This window comes from Pseudomonas sp. V98_8 (genome assembly GCF_029967975.1).
In the GTDB taxonomy this organism is placed as follows: domain Bacteria; phylum Pseudomonadota; class Gammaproteobacteria; order Pseudomonadales; family Pseudomonadaceae; genus Aquipseudomonas; species Aquipseudomonas umsongensis.
In genome coordinates this window covers 37972-57279 of record NZ_JASCAE010000002.1, presented here as the reverse complement: position 1 = coordinate 57279, position 19308 = coordinate 37972, and the positions used below count along the sequence as shown (strand labels likewise).

At 58.6% G+C, this 19308-nt stretch carries 15 protein-coding genes; 9 read left to right on the top strand and 6 right to left on the bottom strand.

Annotated features, from left to right (window positions below):
• Window positions 1-2 precede the first annotated feature (2 nt).
• Window positions 3-3101, top strand: coding sequence for an efflux RND transporter permease subunit (locus tag QLG10_RS01860; RefSeq protein WP_282485318.1), 3099 nt, complete (start codon window positions 3-5; stop codon window positions 3099-3101).
• A gap of 188 nt (window positions 3102-3289) precedes the next feature.
• Entirely contained in the window at window positions 3290-3931 is a 642-nt protein-coding gene (locus QLG10_RS01855) for a DUF1345 domain-containing protein (protein WP_110747649.1), read from the top strand.
• Window positions 3932-3937: 6 nt separating this feature from the next.
• On the opposite strand, the gene QLG10_RS01850 is transcribed toward QLG10_RS01855, so the two are convergent.
• Window positions 3938-5983: a fibronectin type III domain-containing protein gene (locus QLG10_RS01850; protein WP_282485317.1), complete on the bottom strand. Its 2046-nt coding sequence runs from the start codon at window positions 5981-5983 to the stop codon at window positions 3938-3940.
• A 627-nt stretch (window positions 5984-6610) separates the two neighbouring features.
• Here QLG10_RS01850 and QLG10_RS01845 point away from each other — a divergent pair.
• The 5 genes from QLG10_RS01845 (at window position 6611) to QLG10_RS01825 (ending at window position 11865) form a co-directional block, all read left to right on the top strand.
• Window positions 6611-7636, top strand: a complete 1026-nt coding sequence (locus QLG10_RS01845; RefSeq protein ID WP_282485316.1) for a LacI family DNA-binding transcriptional regulator — start codon at window positions 6611-6613, stop codon at window positions 7634-7636.
• A gap of 79 nt (window positions 7637-7715) precedes the next feature.
• A complete protein-coding gene (locus tag QLG10_RS01840; RefSeq protein WP_248678126.1) occupies window positions 7716-8498 on the top strand; it encodes a sugar phosphate isomerase/epimerase in 783 nt (260 codons plus the stop codon).
• The gene (locus tag QLG10_RS01835; protein ID WP_188264520.1) at window positions 8491-9465 is read left to right on the top strand and encodes a sugar kinase; all 975 of its coding nucleotides are present in this window, start codon (window positions 8491-8493) and stop codon (window positions 9463-9465) included. Before QLG10_RS01840 ends, QLG10_RS01835 begins: the two co-directional genes overlap by 8 nt.
• A 112-nt stretch (window positions 9466-9577) precedes the next feature.
• Window positions 9578-10873, top strand: a complete 1296-nt coding sequence (locus QLG10_RS01830) for an MFS transporter (protein WP_110747663.1) — start codon at window positions 9578-9580, stop codon at window positions 10871-10873.
• A gap of 14 nt (window positions 10874-10887) precedes the next feature.
• On the top strand, window positions 10888-11865 hold the full coding sequence (locus QLG10_RS01825) for a D-glycerate dehydrogenase (protein ID WP_110747666.1): 978 nt from the start codon (window positions 10888-10890) through the stop codon (window positions 11863-11865).
• A gap of 128 nt (window positions 11866-11993) precedes the next feature.
• Here QLG10_RS01825 and QLG10_RS01820 read toward each other — a convergent pair whose 3' ends face one another.
• On the bottom strand, window positions 11994-13181 hold the full coding sequence (locus tag QLG10_RS01820; RefSeq protein WP_110747669.1) for an aminotransferase class I/II-fold pyridoxal phosphate-dependent enzyme: 1188 nt from the start codon (window positions 13179-13181) through the stop codon (window positions 11994-11996).
• A 341-nt stretch (window positions 13182-13522) separates the two neighbouring features.
• Between QLG10_RS01820 and QLG10_RS01815 the strand changes: the two genes are divergently transcribed.
• Window positions 13523-13807 carry a helix-turn-helix transcriptional regulator gene (locus QLG10_RS01815; RefSeq protein ID WP_110747671.1) on the top strand — a complete coding sequence of 95 codons (285 nt, stop codon included), beginning with the start codon at window positions 13523-13525 and terminating at the stop codon, window positions 13805-13807.
• 51 nt (window positions 13808-13858) lie between these two features.
• Window positions 13859-14611 carry a response regulator transcription factor gene (locus tag QLG10_RS01810; RefSeq protein WP_110747674.1) on the top strand — a complete coding sequence of 251 codons (753 nt, stop codon included), beginning with the start codon at window positions 13859-13861 and terminating at the stop codon, window positions 14609-14611.
• 58 nt (window positions 14612-14669) lie between these two features.
• Here the strand turns inward: QLG10_RS01810 and QLG10_RS01805 are convergent, their stop codons facing one another.
• The 4 genes from QLG10_RS01805 to QLG10_RS01790 form a co-directional block, all read right to left on the bottom strand.
• Window positions 14670-15572, bottom strand: coding sequence for an RHS repeat-associated core domain-containing protein (locus tag QLG10_RS01805; protein ID WP_110747677.1), 903 nt, complete (start codon window positions 15570-15572; stop codon window positions 14670-14672).
• On the bottom strand, window positions 15572-17551 hold the full coding sequence (locus tag QLG10_RS01800) for an RHS repeat protein (protein WP_282485315.1): 1980 nt from the start codon (window positions 17549-17551) through the stop codon (window positions 15572-15574). The genes QLG10_RS01805 and QLG10_RS01800 overlap by 1 nt, the downstream gene beginning before the upstream one ends.
• Window positions 17552-17557: 6 nt before the next feature.
• Window positions 17558-17818, bottom strand: coding sequence for a hypothetical protein (locus tag QLG10_RS01795; RefSeq protein WP_282485314.1), 261 nt, complete (start codon window positions 17816-17818; stop codon window positions 17558-17560).
• 305 nt (window positions 17819-18123) lie between these two features.
• A complete protein-coding gene (locus tag QLG10_RS01790) occupies window positions 18124-19239 on the bottom strand; it encodes a hypothetical protein (RefSeq protein ID WP_188264522.1) in 1116 nt (371 codons plus the stop codon).
• Window positions 19240-19308 lie beyond the last annotated feature (69 nt).

The following is a 19308-nucleotide window of genomic DNA, read 5'->3' as shown; positions in this document are numbered from 1 at the left end:
TTATGCCGCAGTTCTTTATCGATCGCCCGGTGTTCGCCTGGGTGGTCGCCCTGTTCATCCTGTTGGCCGGTGCCCTGGCCATCACGCAGTTGCCGGTGGCGCAGTACCCCAACGTCGCACCGCCGCAAATCGAAATCTATGCCGTGTACCCCGGTGCGTCAGCACAGACCGTGGACGAAAGCGTGGTCAGCCTGATCGAGGAAGAACTCAATGGCGCCGACCATCTGTTGTACTTCGAATCGCAGAGCAGCCTGGGCAGCGCCACGATCAAGGCCACCTTCCAGCCGGGCACCGATCCGGAAATGGCCCAGGTCGACGTGCAGAATCGCCTCAAGGTGGTGGAGTCGCGCCTGCCGCAAGCGGTGAACCAGCAAGGCTTGCAGGTGGAAAAAGTGTCCGCCGGCTTCCTGCTGTTGATTGCCCTCACCTCAAGCGACGGCAAGCTCGACGACGTGGCGCTCAGCGACTACCTGGCACGCAACGTGATGAACGAGATCAAGCGCCTCGACGGCGTCGGCAAGGCGCAGTTGTATGGCGCCGAGCGCGCCATGCGCATCTGGATCGACCCGCGCAAGTTGATCGGTTTCAACCTGACCCCGGCGGATGTCAACGCCGCCATCGTCGCGCAAAACGCCCAGGTCTCGGCCGGCAGCATTGGCGACTTGCCGAGCCGCGCGACTCAGGAAATCACCGCGACCATCCTGGTCAAAGGCCAGCTGTCGAGCCCTGAAGAGTTTGCCGCCATCGTGCTCAAGGCCAACCCTGATGGTTCCACGGTGCGCATCGGCGATGTCGCGCGGGTCGAGATCGGCAGTCAGGACTACCAATTCTCCACGCGCCTGAACGGCAAGCCATCAACCGCCGTCGGCGTCCAGTTGTCGCCGGGGGCCAATGCCCTGAACACCGCAACCCTGGTGCGGGCCAAGATGGATGAACTGTCGCGGTACTTCCCCGCAGGCGTCCAGTACACGATTCCTTACGACACCTCGCCTTTCGTCAAGGTCTCGATCACCAAGGTGGTCTACACCCTCGGCGAGGCGATGCTGCTGGTGTTCGCGGTGATGTTCCTGTTCCTGCAGAACATCCGCTACACCCTGATACCCACGCTGGTGGTGCCAGTGGCGCTGATGGGCACCTTCGCGACCATGTTGGCCCTGGGGTTTTCCATCAACGTGCTGACCATGTTCGGCATGGTGCTGGCCATCGGTATCCTGGTGGATGACGCGATCGTCGTGGTGGAAAACGTCGAGCGGATCATGGCCAGCGAAGGCCTGTCGCCCAGGGAGGCGACCCGCAAGGCGATGAAGCAGATCACCGGGGCGATCATCGGCATCACCCTGGTGCTGGTGGCGGTGTTCATTCCGATGGCCTTCATGCCGGGTTCGGTCGGGGTGATCTACCAACAGTTCTCGCTGTCGATGGCCACCTCGATCCTGTTCTCGGCCTTCCTCGCCCTGACCTTGACCCCGGCGCTGTGCGCAACCTTGCTCAAACCGATTGCCCAAGGCGCACACCACGAGAAGAGCGGATTCTTTGGCGGGTTCAACCGCCGCTTCGAGCGACTTACCGAGCGTTATCAGGGCTGGGTTGCCTATGCATTGCAGCGCACCGGGCGTTACCTGTTGATCTACGCGGTACTACTGGTGGCCCTGGGCGTGTGTTTCATGCGCCTGCCCTCCTCGTTCCTGCCGGTGGAAGACCAGGGCTACACCATCACCGACATTCAATTGCCACCCGGCGCGAGCAAGCACCGTACGGTGCAGGTGGTCGAGGAGATCGAAGCGCACAATGCCGGCGAACCGGGCATCAGCGACAGCGTGGTCATTCTCGGTTTCAGCTTCTCCGGCAGTGGCCAGAACGCGGCGCTGGCGTTCAGCACGTTGAAGGATTGGTCCGATAGAGGCGTCAAGGACTCGGCCGCTGCGATTGCCGACCGGGCCAACGCTGCCCTCAGCCAGATCAAGGATGCCATGGCGTTTTCGGTACTGCCGCCACCCGTCGATGGCCTGGGCACGTCCAGTGGCTTCGAGTTTCGCTTACAGGATCGCGGCGGCCTCGGCCATGCCGCGCTGATGCAGGCACGCAGTGAATTGCTCGCAGCCGCTGAAAAGAGCCCGGTGCTGATGAACGTGCGCGAAAGCGCCCTGGCCGAAGCGCCGCAAGTGCGGTTGGTCGTCGACCGTCAGCAGGCCAACGCGTTGGGCGTGTCGTTTGCCGACATCGGCAGCGTGCTCTCCACCGCGATTGGTTCGACGTACATCAATGACTTTCCCAATCAGGGACGGATGCAACGGGTGGTGGTTCAGTCTGAGGGCGATCAACGCAGCCAGGTCGCCGATCTGCTGAAGATTCACGTACGCAACAACGACGGAAAAATGGTGCCTTTGTCGGCCTTCACCCAGGCCGAATGGACCCAGGGCCCGGCGCAACTGACCCGTTACAACGGTTATCCGGCGATCAGCATTTCCGGCGAACCGACACCCGGTCACAGCACCGGCCAGGCCATGGCGGAAATCGAACGGCTGGTGGCGCAAGGACCGGCCGGATTGGGCCAGGAGTGGACAGGGCTGTCGTTGCAAGAGCGCTTGTCCGGCAGCCAGGCGCCGATCCTGCTCGGTTTGTCACTGTTGGTCGTGTTCCTGTGCCTGGCGGCGTTGTACGAGAGCTGGTCGATCCCGACCTCGGTGTTGCTGGTGGTGCCGCTGGGTGTACTCGGCGCAGTGCTCGCGGTGACACTGCGCGGCATGCCCAACGATGTGTTCTTCAAGGTCGGGCTGATTACCATCATCGGCCTGTCGGCGAAAAACGCGATCCTGATCATCGAATTCGCCAAGAGCCTGTACGACGAAGGCCACGACTTGATCGACGCCTCCCTGCAAGCCGCACGCTTGCGCCTGCGGCCTATCGTCATGACCTCGCTGGCGTTCATCCTCGGCGTGGTGCCGTTGGCGATCGCGACCGGCGCCAGTTCTGCCAGCCAGCAGGCCATCGGTACCGGGGTAATCGGCGGAATGATCACCGCGACCCTGGCGGTGATCTTCGTGCCGGTGTTTTTTGTGGTGGTGATGAAGCGGGTGCGCAAACGCCATAAAGATCGTTAACCGACACCCCCCCTGTAGGAGCGAGCATGCTCCGCGCGGCGTTCCGACGATGAACTCAAGAACGCCTCTGGGTATCAGGCTCCCCGCGTCATCTTTGACGACCATCGTCGGAACGCCGCCCGGAGCATGCTCGCTCCTACAAATTTCCTGCGCTATGGTGCACTGACGCCCCGCCACAGTGAGCCTCCATGCCCTACCTCACCCACACCCACCCTCGCCTGTCCGCCGCCACCACCTTCGGCATCGCGGTAGGCATCCTGGTTCCGGCCGACTCGATCATCAGCAAAATCCTTATCGGCTGGAACGTCGGGGTCTGGACCTATCTGCTGCTGATGTTCTGGCTCACCTTGCGCTCCAAGGCGACCGATGTGAAACGCATCGCCGATATCGAAGACGAAAACGCCGCGCTGGTGCTGTTTGTGGTGTGCATCGCAGCGATTGCCAGCCTGGCAACCATCGCCTTCGAACTGGCCGGCAGCAAAGACCTGGAAACCTCCCGCAAGCTGCTGCACTACGGCTTCACAGCATTGACTGTCATCGGTTCATGGTTGCTGATCGGGGTGATTTTCAGCGTGCACTACGCGCGCCTGTTCTACACCTGGAACGGCAAAGACCCGGCGTTGCGGTTTGCCGAAGGTTTGACGACGCCCAATTATTGGGACTTCCTGTATTTCTCGTTCACCATCGGCGTTGCAGTTCAAACCGCCGATGTTGGGGTTGCAACGCGGGGAATGCGCAAAATCGTACTGGCGCAGTCGTTGATTGGTTTTGTGTTCAACACCGCGATATTGGGGTTTTCGATCAATATCGCGGCGGGGTTATTCGGCTGAGGCGGTTCAGCCACTGATGTGAACAGGATCCGAATACGTTCCATTGCGGTTCGCTCGCACCTCGAAGAAGTGCGTTACACCGGGCGTCAAATTAAAGAACGGGTAGAAGGTATGGGGAGAATCTTCGAGGATGAATCGATCTTGTGTAACCTGATAACCGATGACGCCGCTACTATCAACGGGAGGTTCCCATTTGAGAAGTCCGACAGTGCTGCCGGTCCGCGCAAATGTCAGATTGGTCGGGCCATTGCTCACGAGCGTGGTCACCTCAACACTATTCGGTTCCGAGCGGTTCCCGGCAGCATCCACAGCGTACACCCTGAGGGTGTAGGTGGTGGAAGCGTTCAGATTGGTGACGAGATATTGCAGGTTGGGCACCGTATCAATCCGCTCCTGCAAGTGCCATATCTCATACCCAGTCACCGCAACGTTGTCTGTCGAAGGGGACCACGAAAGGCGAGCGGCGTTGCTGGTGATCTCGAAGGCTCTTAAGTTGCCCGGTCTGCTCGGCGGCAAGGTATCCGAACCGGGATTCGTAAACAAAATCCATTCAAACTCGCCAGTGTTTGAAGCAGCATCCACAGCCCGCACTTCGAATAGGTAGGTAGTCCCCCCCGCCAGATCCATCACAAGAACTTGCGTGCCGGGTTCTGTGGTGTAGTAGATATTGTTGCGGTAGATCTCATAATGTTTAACCCCAACATCATCAACGGCGGCATCCCATGCCAGGAACACGGAGCTGCCGCTGAATGGGATGACTCTCAAGTTAGTGGGTTTGGAGGGCGCTGTCGTGTCTGGTTTGGTGGTGGTGACTGGCAGCGGATCGGAGTCGGTACCGTTGCCGGCGGCATCCATCGCGCGCACCTTGAAAACATAGGGTGTACCTGGGCTCAAGCCGTTGACAACGAAGCGGGTGCCGTTCGCTGTGTCGATCCTATTGTTGCCACGGAAGATCTCATAGCCGGTAACCCCGACGTTATCACTGGATGCAGTCCACTCCAGAGTGACAGAGGTGCCGGTGATGGTGGTGGCTCTTAAGTTAGTGGGTTTGGAGGGCGCTATCGTGTCTGGTTTGGTGGGAGTGACCGGCAGGGTGTCGGAATCGGTATAATTTCCATTTGCATCCAGCGCGCGTACCCTGCACCTATACGTAGTGCCTTCAGTCAACCCGAGGGCGGTAAAGCGCGTATCTTCGACCAGGGGCATCATCGTGCTGTTGAGAAAAACACGGTATCCAACCACAACCACATTGTCCGTGGATGGCGCCCACTCCAGGGTCACCGAGTTGTCGGTGATGAGCGTGGCTCGCGGAATGCCGGGTTTGCTGGGGGGGTGATTCTCTACGGATGACAGCGGGTCCGAATCAGCATTTTTTCCATTGGTGCCCAGTGCGCGGACTTTGAATGAATAGGGTTCGGTCACGTCGATAGGGAAAAGAAGCGTATCGTCGGTTTTGTCGAGTAGATTTCCGTTTCGATAAACCTCATAGCCGTTAAGCTCGACGTTACCAGTTGGCTGGTGCCAGAGGAGAGCGCTTTTGCCTATATTAGTCACGATTGAGAGTTTGATTGGCTTGGAAGGTGCGGTCTCGTCTAGTGTAGTGACCGTCAATGGGTCTGATTCAAAACCATTCCCGGTAGCATCCCTAGCACGCACCTTGAAAAAATAGGTCCTCATGGCGGTCAAATCGGTAACGACAGCCCGGGTATCGCTGACTATGTCGATCGGGGTGTCGTCGCAAGAAATTTCATAGAAGACATCCCTGCTGTCATCACTGGACGCAGCCCACTCCAGGGTGACCGAGGCATGAGTGATTTCAGTAGCCTGTAACTCGGTAGGCTGGGTAGGCGCTGTTTCATCCTTGCCACGTAGTAGCGCTGTCACAGAGTAGTTGCCAGAGGCATCTATCGCCCGCACTTCAAAGGTTTCGGTAGCCTCTAATTCGGCAGTGGCATACTCGTTTGCATAATGTGGCTTCCATGGTTCTGCATTACGGCGAATCTCGTAGCGGGACGTGCCAACGTTATCTTGCGACGCGCGCCAGCTAATCATCACTTTACCGGGTGACGTCGGCCGAAGTTTGAGTCCTTGAGGTCGAGTCGGGGGCACTCGGTCACGGGTGATTATGCTGATCGATGCAGGTGACGCCGGCCCCCCCTGAGACCGCTTTGGCTGCACTTGGAACAGGTAGTTGAGATCCGGCATCAGCCCCGTAGCAGTGTATTCCAGGTCCGCTGTACGAACGGGGTCCCGACCTGGGCAAGTAATCTCATAATCGACCAGGTAGGAGGAGTCTACGGGCGGTTCCCAGGTCAACCACGCCTCGTTGAACGTTCGCCCCGGGTTACTCAAATTACGCACCTGCGTGTTGTCTAAACTCGTCGCGATTTCAGTTGAAGAGTCCATGGTCTAAATACCCTCTCAAGTACTGGCGAACATCTTGAATGTGCGGTGGAGCGTCAAAAATTGCCGCGTCCATATGGCAAGCCATTTAAGCCTTCTCTCTCCACAACCGCTACTAACAGAACTGATAGTGGCGGCACGCTACAGCTGTGCTACCGGGGTATTATCTCGCCTGGCCTCTTGACGATCCTTACGTAATGGTGTTTCCTGAAACCGGTTTCAGCGATATCTCACAGCCGCTGTCTCCCAATAAATCCAAGAACAAGGTCGTGCCCCGTGAACAGTTTTTCCGCCGCCCAGCGTAGCCGCGTGACCATGCTTGATGTCGCTGAACACGCCAAGGTCTCCAAGGCCAGCGTGTCGCGCTTCATCGGCGAAGACCGCGCCCTGCTGTCCGATGCCATAGCCTTGCGCATCGAGCAGGCGATTGCCGAACTGGGCTACCGCCCGAACCAGATGGCCCGTGGCTTGAAGCGCGGCCGCACGCGCCTGATCGGCATGTTGGTGGCCGACATCCGCAACCCCTATTCGATTGCCGTGATGCACGGGGTAGAAACCGCCTGCCGTCAGCACGGCTACAGCCTGGTGGTGTGCAACACCGACCGCGACGACGAGCAGGAACGCCAGCACCTGGCGCTGCTGCGCTCGTACAACATCGAAGGCCTGATCGTGAACACCCTCGGCCATCACCGCGACCAATTGCACGAACTGCATCGGGAAATGCCCCTGGTGCTGGTGGATCGCAAGGTCGAGCACCTCGAGAGCGACATGGTCGGGCTGGACAATCCGGCAGCGATCGACATCGCCCTCGCCCATCTTGAAGAGCGTGGTTATCGCGACCTGATGCTGGTGACTGAGCCTTTTGACGGCACCAGTTCGCGGATCGAACGGGTCAGCAGCTTCAAGACGCGAATCGAACAGCGGCCTGCGCTCCGCGGGGCCATCACCGAAACCGGCAGCGAGCTGACGGCGAATCTGAAAACCTTCCTCGACACTCCTGGCCCCGGCCCCAAGGCGCTGTTTTGCGCGAACGGGATTGCGGCGTTGGCCAGCACCCACTCATTGCGTGAGCTTGGGTGCAATCTGTTCGAGGACGTGGGCCTGCTTGCCCTGGATGACCTGGATTGGTACCCGCTGGTGGGCAGTGGCATTACCGCCCTCGCCCAACCGACTACCGAGATTGGCGCCACTGCGTTTGAATGTTTACTCAAGCGTTTGCGCGGGGATGACGGTCCGGTGCGGACGCTGGATTTTTCGGCGCGATTGATTGTGCGGGGGTCGACCCTTGGAGATCGTCGGTGATTGTTCCGATCTCATCGCGGGCAAGCAGGACCACCTTTTTTTGAACAAAAATGAAACCGGTTTCAGAGGTAGAAAAACAATGAATACACCCGCCGTTTCCATCAGCCTCTCCAGCTACGGTGCCGATTTTGTGCGCCAACGTGGCCAGGGCAGTTTTATTGAAATACTGGCCGCTGCCGGCGCCTCGCGCATTGAATGGCGCGAAGAGCTACTGACCAATGAGGTCCCCGCTCTACTGGCCATGGCTTCTCGAGCCGAGGGTCTGGAGAGCGTTTATTCCTCGCCGATTGAGCTGTGGCTGGCGGGTCAACCCAAACCCAACCCTGAACTGATTGCCGCCCTGCAGCGGGCCCTGGCTTTTGGCGCCAAATGGCTAAAAGTGTCGCTGGGCTATTTCACCGACAACAGCGATCTGCAAACCCTCGCCCGGCTGCTGAGCGAGAGTGCCGTGCAGTTGCTGGTGGAAAACGACCAGACCCTGCATGGTGGTCGCATCGAGCCCTTCCAGCGCTTCTTCGCGCAGGTCGAGCAGCACAGCCTGCCGATCAGGATGACCTTCGATATCGGCAATTGGCACTGGCAGGACCAGTCGCCAACGAGCGCTGCTCGATTGCTCGGACGCCATGTGGACTATGTGCACTGCAAAGCGGTGACCCGTCGCGCCGACGGCAAACTGGTCGCCATCCCGCCCGCCGCCAGCGACCTGCAACAGTGGGAACACCTGCTGCGGCACATGGCCCAAGGTGTCATGCGCGCGGCGGAATACCCGTTGCAAGGCGATGACCTGGTGCAGTTGACCCGCGAACACGTCGCCGCCCTCGCCCACCTGGGCCAATCGCAGCGGGAGAACGCACATGTCTGAGATCGATATCCTGTCGTTCGGCGAAACCATGGCGATGTTCGTCGCCGAGCAGGCCGGTGATCTGGCCAGCGTCGGCCAGTTTCACAAACGCATCGCCGGCGCGGACAGCAACGTCGCCATCGGCCTGTCGCGCCTGGGCTTCAAGGTCGCATGGCTGAGTCGGGTCGGTGCCGATTCACTGGGCCGCTTCGTGATCGATACCCTGGAAAAGGAAGGCGTGGACTGCCGCCATGTCGACATCGACACCGCGCACCCCACCGGTTTCCAGCTCAAGTCGCGCACCGAAGATGGCAGCGACCCCGCCGTCGAATATTTCCGCCGCGGTTCGGCAGCCAGTCACCTGTCACCACACTCGATCGTGCCCCAATTACTCAAGGCCCGACACCTGCATGCCACTGGCATCCCGCCAGCACTGTCGCAAACCGCCCGGCAAATGTCGTTCGAATTGATGACCCGCATGCGCGAGGCCGGCCGCAGCGTATCGTTCGATCCGAACCTGCGCCCCAGCCTGTGGGCCAGCGAGCAACAGATGATCAGCGAGATTAACCGTCTCGCCGCGCTCGCCCATTGGGTGTTGCCGGGGCTGAGCGAGGGGCGCTTGCTCACCGGTTGCGACGATCCGGCCGACATCGCCGCGTTCTACCTCGATCAGGGCGCCGAGGCGGTGGCGATCAAACTCGGTCCGCATGGCGCTTACTACCGCACTCAAGAGGATCAGGGATTTGTCGCTGGCGTACCGGTGCAAACAGTGATCGATACGGTGGGTGCCGGCGATGGATTTGCCGTGGGCATGATCAGTGCTCTGCTCGAAAACCACAGCTTTGCCGACGCCGTGCAGCGGGCCAACTGGATTGGCAGCCGCGCGGTGCAGAGCCGGGGGGACATGGAGGGGTTACCTACACGCGCCGAACTGCCTCCCCCTTTCACCGCTCGTTCCCACGCTCCTGCGTGGGAATGCAGCCCGTGACGCTCTGCGTCACAGGGGACGCTCTGCGTCCCTAGAGGCATTCCCACGCGAAGCGTGGGAAGGATCACCGTTACCTGCTGCGACAAAAACAACAAGCTCAGGAGCACCACCCATGAAAACCGCAACCCTCGCCACCCGCCGCTGGTGGTACATCATGCCCATTGTCTTCATCACCTACAGCCTGGCGTATCTGGACCGCGCCAACTACGGCTTCGCCGCCGCCTCGGGCATGGCGGCCGACCTGATGATCACGCCGGGCCTGTCGTCGATGCTCGGTGCGCTGTTCTTCCTCGGCTACTTTTTCTTCCAGGTACCGGGGGCGATCTATGCGCAGAAACACAGCGTGAAGAAGCTGATTTTCGTCAGCCTTATCCTCTGGGGCAGTCTGGCAACCTTGACCGGTATCGTCTCCAACGCCTACTGGCTGATCGTCATCCGCTTCATGCTTGGGGTGGTCGAGGCCGCAGTGATGCCGGCCATGCTGATCTATCTGTGCCATTGGTTCACCCGCGCCGAACGCTCACGGGCCAACACCTTCCTGATCCTCGGCAACCCGGTGACCATGCTGTGGATGTCGGTGGTCTCGGGTTATCTGGTGCAACATTACAGCTGGCGCTGGATGTTCATAGTCGAAGGTTTGCCGGCGGTGCTGTGGGCATTCATCTGGTGGCGCCTGGCTGATGATCGTCCGTCCCAGGCCAAGTGGCTCAACGACCAGGAAAAGCAGGACCTGGAAAGCGCCCTGGCCGCCGAGCAAGTAGGCATCAAGGCCGTTAAGAACTACGCCGAAGCCTTCCGCTCGCCGAAAGTCATCCTCCTGGCGCTGCAGTTTTTCTGCTGGAGCATCGGCGTCTACGGCTTCGTGCTGTGGCTGCCGTCGATCCTCAAGGCCGGTGCGCAGATGGACATGGTGCAAGCCGGCTGGCTGTCGGCGCTGCCTTACCTGGCGGCGGTGATCGGCATGCTGCTGGTATCCTGGGGCTCGGACAAACTGCAAAAACGCAAGCGCTTCGTCTGGCCGCCGCTGCTGATCGCCTCATTCGCTTTCTATGGCTCCTACGCCTTGGGCGCCGAACATTTCTGGTGGTCCTACACCTTGCTGGTGATTGCCGGGGCCTGCATGTACGCACCTTACGGACCGTTCTTCGCGATCATCCCGGAGATCCTCCCAGCCAACGTCGCCGGCGGTGCGATGGCGCTGATCAACAGCATGGGCGCCCTCGGTTCCTTTGGCGGCTCCTACCTGGTCGGTTACCTGAACAGCTCCACCGGCTCGCCCGGCGCGTCTTACCTGTTGATGAGCGGCGCGCTGATGCTCTCGGTGGTGCTGACGATTTGCCTCAAGCCCGGCGCCAGCGACCGGGAACGGCCCACGGTCGCATTAACCCGCCCCGCTGCACATTCCTGAATTGGATGACGACAATGAAAAAGCAGGTTGTTCTGTACAAGAAACTCTCGCCGCTGCTGATGGCTCGCTTGCACGAGCAGGCCGAAGTGACGCTCATCGAGAACCTCGACGCCGATGGCCTGGCCCGATTGCGCGATGCCCTGCCCCGCGCTCACGGCCTGCTCGGTGCCAGTCTGAAGCTGGATGCCGAACTGCTCGACCTGGCCCCCGACCTTGAAGCCATCGCCAGCGTCTCGGTGGGCGTCGACAACTACGACATCGACTACCTGACCGAGCGCCGCATCCTGCTCAGCAACACACCGGACGTGCTCACCGAAACCACCGCCGATACCGGTTTTGCGTTGATTCTCGCCACCGCTCGACGCGTGGTGGAACTGGCCAATATGGTTCGCGAAGGCCGTTGGACCCGTAACCTCGGCCCCGCGCATTTCGGCAGCGACGTGCATGGCAAAACCCTGGGCATCATTGGCATGGGCCGTATCGGCGAGGCACTGGCCCAGCGTGGGCATTTCGGCTTTGGCATGCCGGTGATCTATCACAGCCACTCGCCGAAACCGGCAGCGCAACAGCGCTTCAACGCTCAGTACCGCAGCCTGCCGGAATTGCTGCAGCAGGCCGATTTCGTATGCCTGACCTTGCCGCTGACCTCGGATACTGAAGGGCTCATCGGCGCTGACCAGTTTGCGCTGATGCGTCCCGAGACCATCTTCATCAATATTTCACGAGGCAAGGTGGTGGATGAAGCGGCGCTGATTCAGGCATTGCATACGGGGCAGATTCGCGCGGCGGGGCTGGATGTGTTCGAGCGTGAACCGCTGCACCTCGACTCGCCGTTGTTGCAGATGGACAACGTGGTGGCAACGCCGCACATGGGCTCGGCGACCCATGAAACACGGGAGGCGATGGCGCGGTGCGCGGTGGATAATCTGTTGGCGGCGTTGGCGGGTGAACGGCCGGCTAATTTGGTGAATGGGCGGGCGTGGAAGGCTTGAGAAATTAGTTGTCAGTCAGGCAGTCTTCGCGGGCAAGCCCGCTCCCACAGGGGGTCTGTTTACCACCGCAGATACTCTGTGGGAGCGGGCTTGCCCGCGAAGGGGCCGGCCCGAACAACAAAAAACTGTCAGGCCCGCCGCGCCTCCAGAAGGTCCATGGCGCACTGCCCAATCCGCCGACAGGCATCCGCCAGCTTGCGCTGATCCACCACCAGGCCAATACGAATATGCCCTGCCGCACTCGGTCCGAACGCCTCACCCGCCAGTACTGACACACCATACCCCTCCAGCAGTCGCTCGGCGAAATGCTGGGCGGACAACCCGGTCTGGCGCACGTCGGCCATTACGAACATCCCGCCGTCCGGGCGAATGGCCCGAATACCCGGGCATTGGTTCAGGCTGGTACACACCAGGTCGCGGCGCCGGCGATATTCATCGCGCATAAACGCCACCTCCGGCAGGTCTGCATCCAGCGCCAGTTGCGCCGCCTTCTGAACGAACTCCGGAATGCCAAACAGCATGCTCAACGAAAGATGTTCCAGGTGGTCGTTCAAGGTTTTCGGCCCGATCACCCAACCCACTCGCCAGCCGCTCATGGCGTGGGATTTGGACAGGCTGTCGATGGTCGCGGTGCGCTCGGCCATGCCCGGCAGGCTGGCCGGACTGATGTGTTCGCCCTCGTACAGCAGATCACCGTAGACCTCATCGCTGATCAACCAAAGATCGTGACGCACACACAGCAAGGCCAGCTCCTGCCAGATCATCAGCGACAAACTGGCTCCGGAAGGGTTGTTCGGGCTGTTGAGCAACAGCGCGCGGGTCTTGGGGGTGATGCGGGCCGCCACATCCGCCGGATCGACCCGAAAGCCGTTCTCCGGACGCACCCCTACCGGCACCACGGTGGCCCCGCACGCGCCGAATACGCCCTCATACGTTACGTACATCGGCTCGGCAACGATCACTTCGTCGCCTGGATCGAGCAGGCACTGCGCGACGGAGTACACCGCGCATTGCGCACCAGGCATCACGATCACGTGATCGGCATCCACCACTTGACCACTTCGACGCTGATGACGGCGGGCAATGCTGTCGCGCAAACCCCGACTTCCGCGCACCTGCGAGTAATGGGTGTCGCCCGCCAGCAAACTGTTGATGGCGGCCTGGACGATGGGGCTGGGTGTATCGAAATCCGGGTCGCCGACCGACAGCAGCAGTACGTCGACGCCTTGTTCGCGCATTTGCAGTGCGCGGTCGTGAATCTGCCAGGCCGCAGCGCCATCTCCGGCGATGCGTTGGGTCAAGCCTGAATAGCGCATGTAGTTCTCCAATCGCGCGAGTTCCTGAGTCAACCCTATCTCAAATCGCGCCACGCGCCACTACCTCGATGAAATCGACGAACGGGTTAGGCAACAGAAATCAGCAACTCTTCCTACATGACTGGGTTCTTTTGCTGACAGCCAACTCGGCGCAGTCCGATTAAAGTCCACCACCTGTAATTTGTGACAGGTTTCAAGTGGGGTGATTCGAGCTATAAGGAAGTCGAGCCTCCAGCCCTGAATCAGGTGCCTGAAGGACGGCCGCGCGAACCATGCCATCTAGATGTAGGAAGATTCCGCCGCGCCCACGCCGTCAATGATGATGAATGGGAGATTCAACTATGTACCGTGCCAATACCGGATCAGTTCGATCAACGCCCACACAGGCCACTTTCCAATCGCCGGAGTGCCCTCAACCTGAAGCGATCAAGCTGACGGCTCGGGAACAGGAGTGCTTGAAGTGGACAGCCATGGGCAAATCGTCATGGGAAATCGCGCAAATCTGCCAATGCAGCGAGGCAGGTGTGAATTATCACTTTTGTAACATTCGCAAGAAATTTGGCGTGAGATCGCGCTGGCTTGCCATGGTGAAGGCACTGGAACAAGGTCTTATCCAGTCACCTTGAACCCTGTCTCTCCAGCGGTCGGCCTTTCATTGACCCCTGTTGAGACTATTCATGAGCTTGGACCCCGTACCTCGATCACGACCGCTTGACCTCTACCACGCCAGTGCCTGTGACGATGCGCCAGTGTCCCATGGGCACCGACCAAACAAAGGGCTGCGAATCATCATTGCCGACGATCATCCGGTCGTATTGACGGGTATCGAAATGGTTCTCTCCTCCTTCGCCGATTTCACATGCTCAGTTGTCGCCAGGGCTGAAAATGCCGATGAGCTGATTCATCATCTGCACCACACGCCCTGTGACCTGGTGATCAGCGACTACGCGATGCCTTATGGGCGCCTTCCCGATGGGCTGGCATTGATGGGTTATCTCAAGCGGCGATTCGCGTCCCTGCCAGTGATTGTGATAACCATGTTGCGCAACCCTGCCTTGTTGCAAGCCTTGCTCAACATCGGTGTGGATAGTCTGTTCGACAAGCGCAGTGCCTTGAGCGAGTTGAAACGGGCGGTTTTTTCCACCGCCAACGGGCGTCGATACCTCTGCCCGGCTTTTGCCCGGATTCTCGATGCCCACGCCTTGCCGCCCCTTGGCCCCAACACGCCATCAGTAAACCTGTCGAACCGGGAAATCGAAGTAGTCCGGTTGTTTGCCCAAGGACTATCTGGACGACAGATTGCCGCGCGACTGAACCGCAGCGAAAAAACCATCAGCAGGCAAAAACGCACCGCCATGGACAAGTTGGGGCTCGTGCATGACGGTGGGTTGGTGGAGTTTGCGCGGGTGAGTGGGTTGCGAAGTAGTTGATTAGAATGTATCCGCATGAAATGCGGATACATTCAAGCCTCTGTCGATCAAGCATCCTTTACACATTATAACCGAAACGGTCTCTAGGCCCTCTGGGACTATCAGGCAGACGTACGATTATGTTGCGCTTGGCCACACCAAAAAACGGATCGACCCCGGTTTGCCTAGGACCTGCCACCCAGAACGCTCCTGGTTTGTCTCTATGTTTTTCTATAATTGCGCCTGGAATACTCTGCTGTAGCGCCCGGTCATAAGCCTCTGGAAAGTGTTTCCTATTATGCTCATAGTTATTCTCTATCAGTCTCGGCTTCTTGCTCTTCGCCCGCCGGGGTACATCAGAAGGTGCTTTATTTACAGAAGCCCCAGTGACAGATTCATCAGAACTGTAGTCCGGCGCCGGGTCACGCGGTTTTGCCGTTTGCCGAGGAGGTGTCCTTGAAGTGCGACCAGACAACTTAAGCGCCCCCAAGTTTTCTGTGACATTTTCCATAGCGCCGCTGGCTGGTGCTCTGCTTCCCGAAAACAAGCTACCGGACTGAACAGGTCGTCCTAAGGAGCCAACGGATCCACCAGGACGCGGATTCATGCCCGTCCGAGCCATATCGTCACCGACGCCGCTCATGAACACCAACAAGAATTTTGAAAATGAGACATGCCCTGAATCATCCCTGAAGCTGATCGGATTCCCGCGGCAGTAGGTATAAGCGTTCAATCCCCCCAACCAAAACGGACTCCAACTATCCGCGCTGTGAAACCGCATCAACACCGGATTAAACACCCGGTAGCCATTGCCCAACACATAACAATTGTTTTGCGGTTCACGTAGTTCGCCGTTGTAAGCAAGCCGACTATGGATCGCCGCATCATCGGCACGATGGCCATACGCTGAATACGCGCTTTCTTTACGTCCATCCTGGCTCAACTCACACAACACCGTGTTCTGTTGATCATTGGCCAGCATCAGGACTTTGGGCCAGCACCTTCCTTGAGCTCTGCAAGCGCAATCCCCTCGGCGTGGAAGAACGTACTGGAGTCGCCTGATTTGGATTTGATCTGGTTGGTCAATTTACCTTGGTTATAGTAACGCTGCTCGCTCCCGCTGGACGTTTCGAGCCCGCCCAGTTCGTCAAGCGAGTCATATTGATAGTCTGTGCCCGATTCGCCGGATGGAGCACAGACCCTGATCAGTCGTCCCAGGCTGTCATACTCCAGCTTCCGACCGACTTCGTCTCGCAGCAGGTTACCGTCGGCGTCATAGCAAAAGTCGATTCTGGCTGGGTAAAGTGGATCGTCTGGCAGGGCGGGATTCAAATGGTTGGTCAAGCCCGTCAACTGACAAGGGTCCAGCTCGTTCAAATACTCGAAATAGATGGTATGTCGCCCCCCCTCGAACGTGGTCTCGACGAAGTCCATGTTATCAAACGCGTCATAACCAAAAATCTGCCCCTTGATGATCTTCCCATAAGGGTCTTCGGGGCATTGGCTGCCGGTGCAGCTGTAATCGACCAGCCGCCCGCGCTCGTCGTAACCGTAGCGTTCGTCCCGCAACGTTTGCACGCCTTGCATCAGCGTGCGCTGAACAAGCCTGTCGACTTCATCATAGGTCTGCTCCAAGGTTTGAATGACCTGATTGCCCAGGTCGAACCTACGCAGTATCTCGCGGCCAAAATCATCGTACTCGAGGTCGGTCTTGAGTTGCTGCGATCCATCAATGGTTAAAATGGACTCGAGCTGCGCCTGGTCGTTATAGGCGAACGTCGAGCGCGTTGTGCCCAGGCTTGTGCAAATCAATTGCGCACGTTCGTTGTACTCATACTCCTGGACTTGCTTCAGGACGTCTTTGTAACTGAGCAGGCGCGCCTGACGACTGTATTCATAAAACATTTCCAGCGGCACTTCGTCACCCTGTCCGCGGCTTTCGCTCTTGATTTCACCCGTACTGAAATACTCACGTTTGAGGGTATGCATGATACCGTCCGGGTCCACTTCTTCAGTTTTGCTCAGACGCGCGTTCTGGGGATCGTAATCGAAGATGGCGGTGCTTTCCTGTGCGATGCGCTTCTGCGGATCTTCGCCCAGGGCGGGCACGTAGACATAGCCGGTTTCCAGCCCCGTGGGGCGCTTGACCTTACTGGGTTGGCTCTGACCCGGATCGTAACTGTAGTCAGTTTGCCTCCCGCCGGTGATCGACACGACCAAGCGATCGATTCCGTCGTATCTTCGCGTGCCCAGTACGGCGTCGTTGACACTGATCTTCACCGGCAAGTCTTCACTACTGTGCGGCGCGTACTCGCGTTCGACAACGCTACCGTCCGGCAATATTGTCCTTATCATCCGGTCGAAAGCGTCGTACTCATAGCGTGTACGGTTGTTTGCAGCGTCGTATTCCTCGACCAAACGCCCCATGCCATCGTAATAGTAGGTGTGTTCGCTGATGGTCTCACCGGCCAGGTTGATGCGCACGATACGGTCGGGCTTGTCGAACAGGTTATTGGTCGTGACGGTTTTACCCATGCCTTCGAGCCAGTGGCTGACGGTGCGGCTGATCGGGTCAGTGACTTTATGCTCCTCGACACCATCGGGGCGCACTTCACTGCACAACTCACCCCAGTCGTCATATTTGAACAAGCTGGTCAGCGGCACATCTTTGGCTCTTTCCCAGTCGATCACAGTCTCGTGACTCAGTTGGTCAAGGTTGTTGTAGGTCGCACGATAAATTTCACGGTACCCGGTCGCGTCGCCGCCCAGCGCATCGGCATCGCGGCGGATTTCACGGATGACCCGATTGTTTCCATCCAGGTAGGCGATGGTTTCGACTCCCTTCACGTCAACAACAGTTTGCGAGGCCCGCTCGCCAACAGCGCTGGTAAGGAAATAGCTGTATTTGCGACTGGCTTCGTATGGAGTAACGGGCGCCACGGTTCGTGGTGGTTTTACCATTGAGGGTCACCGCTTCCTGCAACTTGCGGCCGTGCTCAAACGGCTTTCAGCCCGTATGTTGTAAGTGGTCGCACCGTTGGCCGTCAGCTTCGCGGCATTTCTCAACAAGTACTCATCGGAAGCTACGCTGCCGTCAATCGCCACCGGCGGGCCCCCATCGATGATTCTTGCCAGGGACTGAGTACTGGCCAGCAACAGCGGCAGCAGCGTCATCCATTTCAAGGATGCCGACAGAGGTTGTAAGGCAAAGGTTCGTTTAGCGTTCATCAAGGACCACACCGTCATTGTGCTGGAGTTCGTCAGGGCTAATGCCTTTGCCCTACAAACCGGGGTGGCAACGTTATTCAGAATTCGCAGATGCGTCTGTAGGACTTATCCGAAGTGCGGCCGCACTCAATCACAGGCAGCAGGAAGAAACGCTCTTCCTGCTGCCTGCCATCGAACGACTTAAGGTCTGGGAATACGGCAGTGGTCGTTGCCCGAGCCGTCAGCTTCAAATACGGCAATGTACGCTTGGACCGTTTGAGACGGCACGTCCGTACCGCGAACCACGATTGAGTATTTCGTCTTGCCTAATCGCCTACCAGAATCTTGTAATCGACAGCGACAGGTTGCACATGCGTGGCCGAATCAAAGTCGTACTCTTGTGACATGCGGGGCCAGGGCACCGCAATTTTTAATGGGAACCCGCCGTGTGAGCCGACGGACGTCCGGGCGAGGATTTGCCCCCCCCAGCGGATCTGGACGCCATGGTTGTGGAGCCACCCGGTGTATTCCTCGATATGTACCCTGGTTGGAAAAGCCGCATCGGCCCGATCAATCAGCCTTTCGGCGTCTTCGGCCAGAGGCACGGTGCAAGGATGGAGTCCTGTAGGCAGTGAACCCAACGCAACCGGCACCGTAGCGGGTAGCGACCTTTCACCACGGTTACCTGCCTTGTCGAACAGGATGGCCACCGCGTACTGGGTGGTCGAGCCATACCCCCTGACGACGTCTGCGGGCACCAGCACTTCGCGATCTGCGGGAAGCAGACCGGTATACACGATAAAATCGGTAATATCCTCCGTCGGCAAAGGCGGCCTGGTCATCCAGACAACGCTAACCGATACCTCAGGCCTGTTCGCTTCTATAAAATCCGGGATGATGCAAAAGACACCGTTATCGCGTGCTAAAACAGCATCAGTGATCACGGGTTTTTCAACGATATCGATCATGGCTTTTAGCGGATCTACCCAGACCGGCCCCGTTCTGTCGATAGTGACCGGGACCTCTGGGGATTCTCTTTCGCTCCCGTCATTCCAGTTTTTCACACGGTAACGAAATTCAAATACCCCTTCATAATCCCGGAAAATCAAAAGTGGGATCTCCCTTTCCAGGGGGAAACGGTCATCAGGCAAGCCATCAGGACCTGGAACCTCCTCTGGATTACCGACAGGCAACCATTGCTCTGAACTGGAAGGCCTCCACTCCATCCTCAGTACATTTGGATCCGCACCTGGAAATGGTGGGCGCCCATCCCACAATGGAATATGCACTTTCAACGGTGCATCACGCTTGCTGCTGTGTATCAAGCCGTCAGCATCAAGGGCATCCACGATCCGAGGGGGCTGCAGATCGTCTGCCAGGAACCGTTGATGGTATCGAGCCCGCACCTGCTCAGCAGTCAGCTTCTGGTATGAACTTGCCATTGCTTGTCTCTCCAAATCCGTTTCAGTTAAGCCATGAGCAGCTTCATGGCTTGCAAAACTTATTTGGCA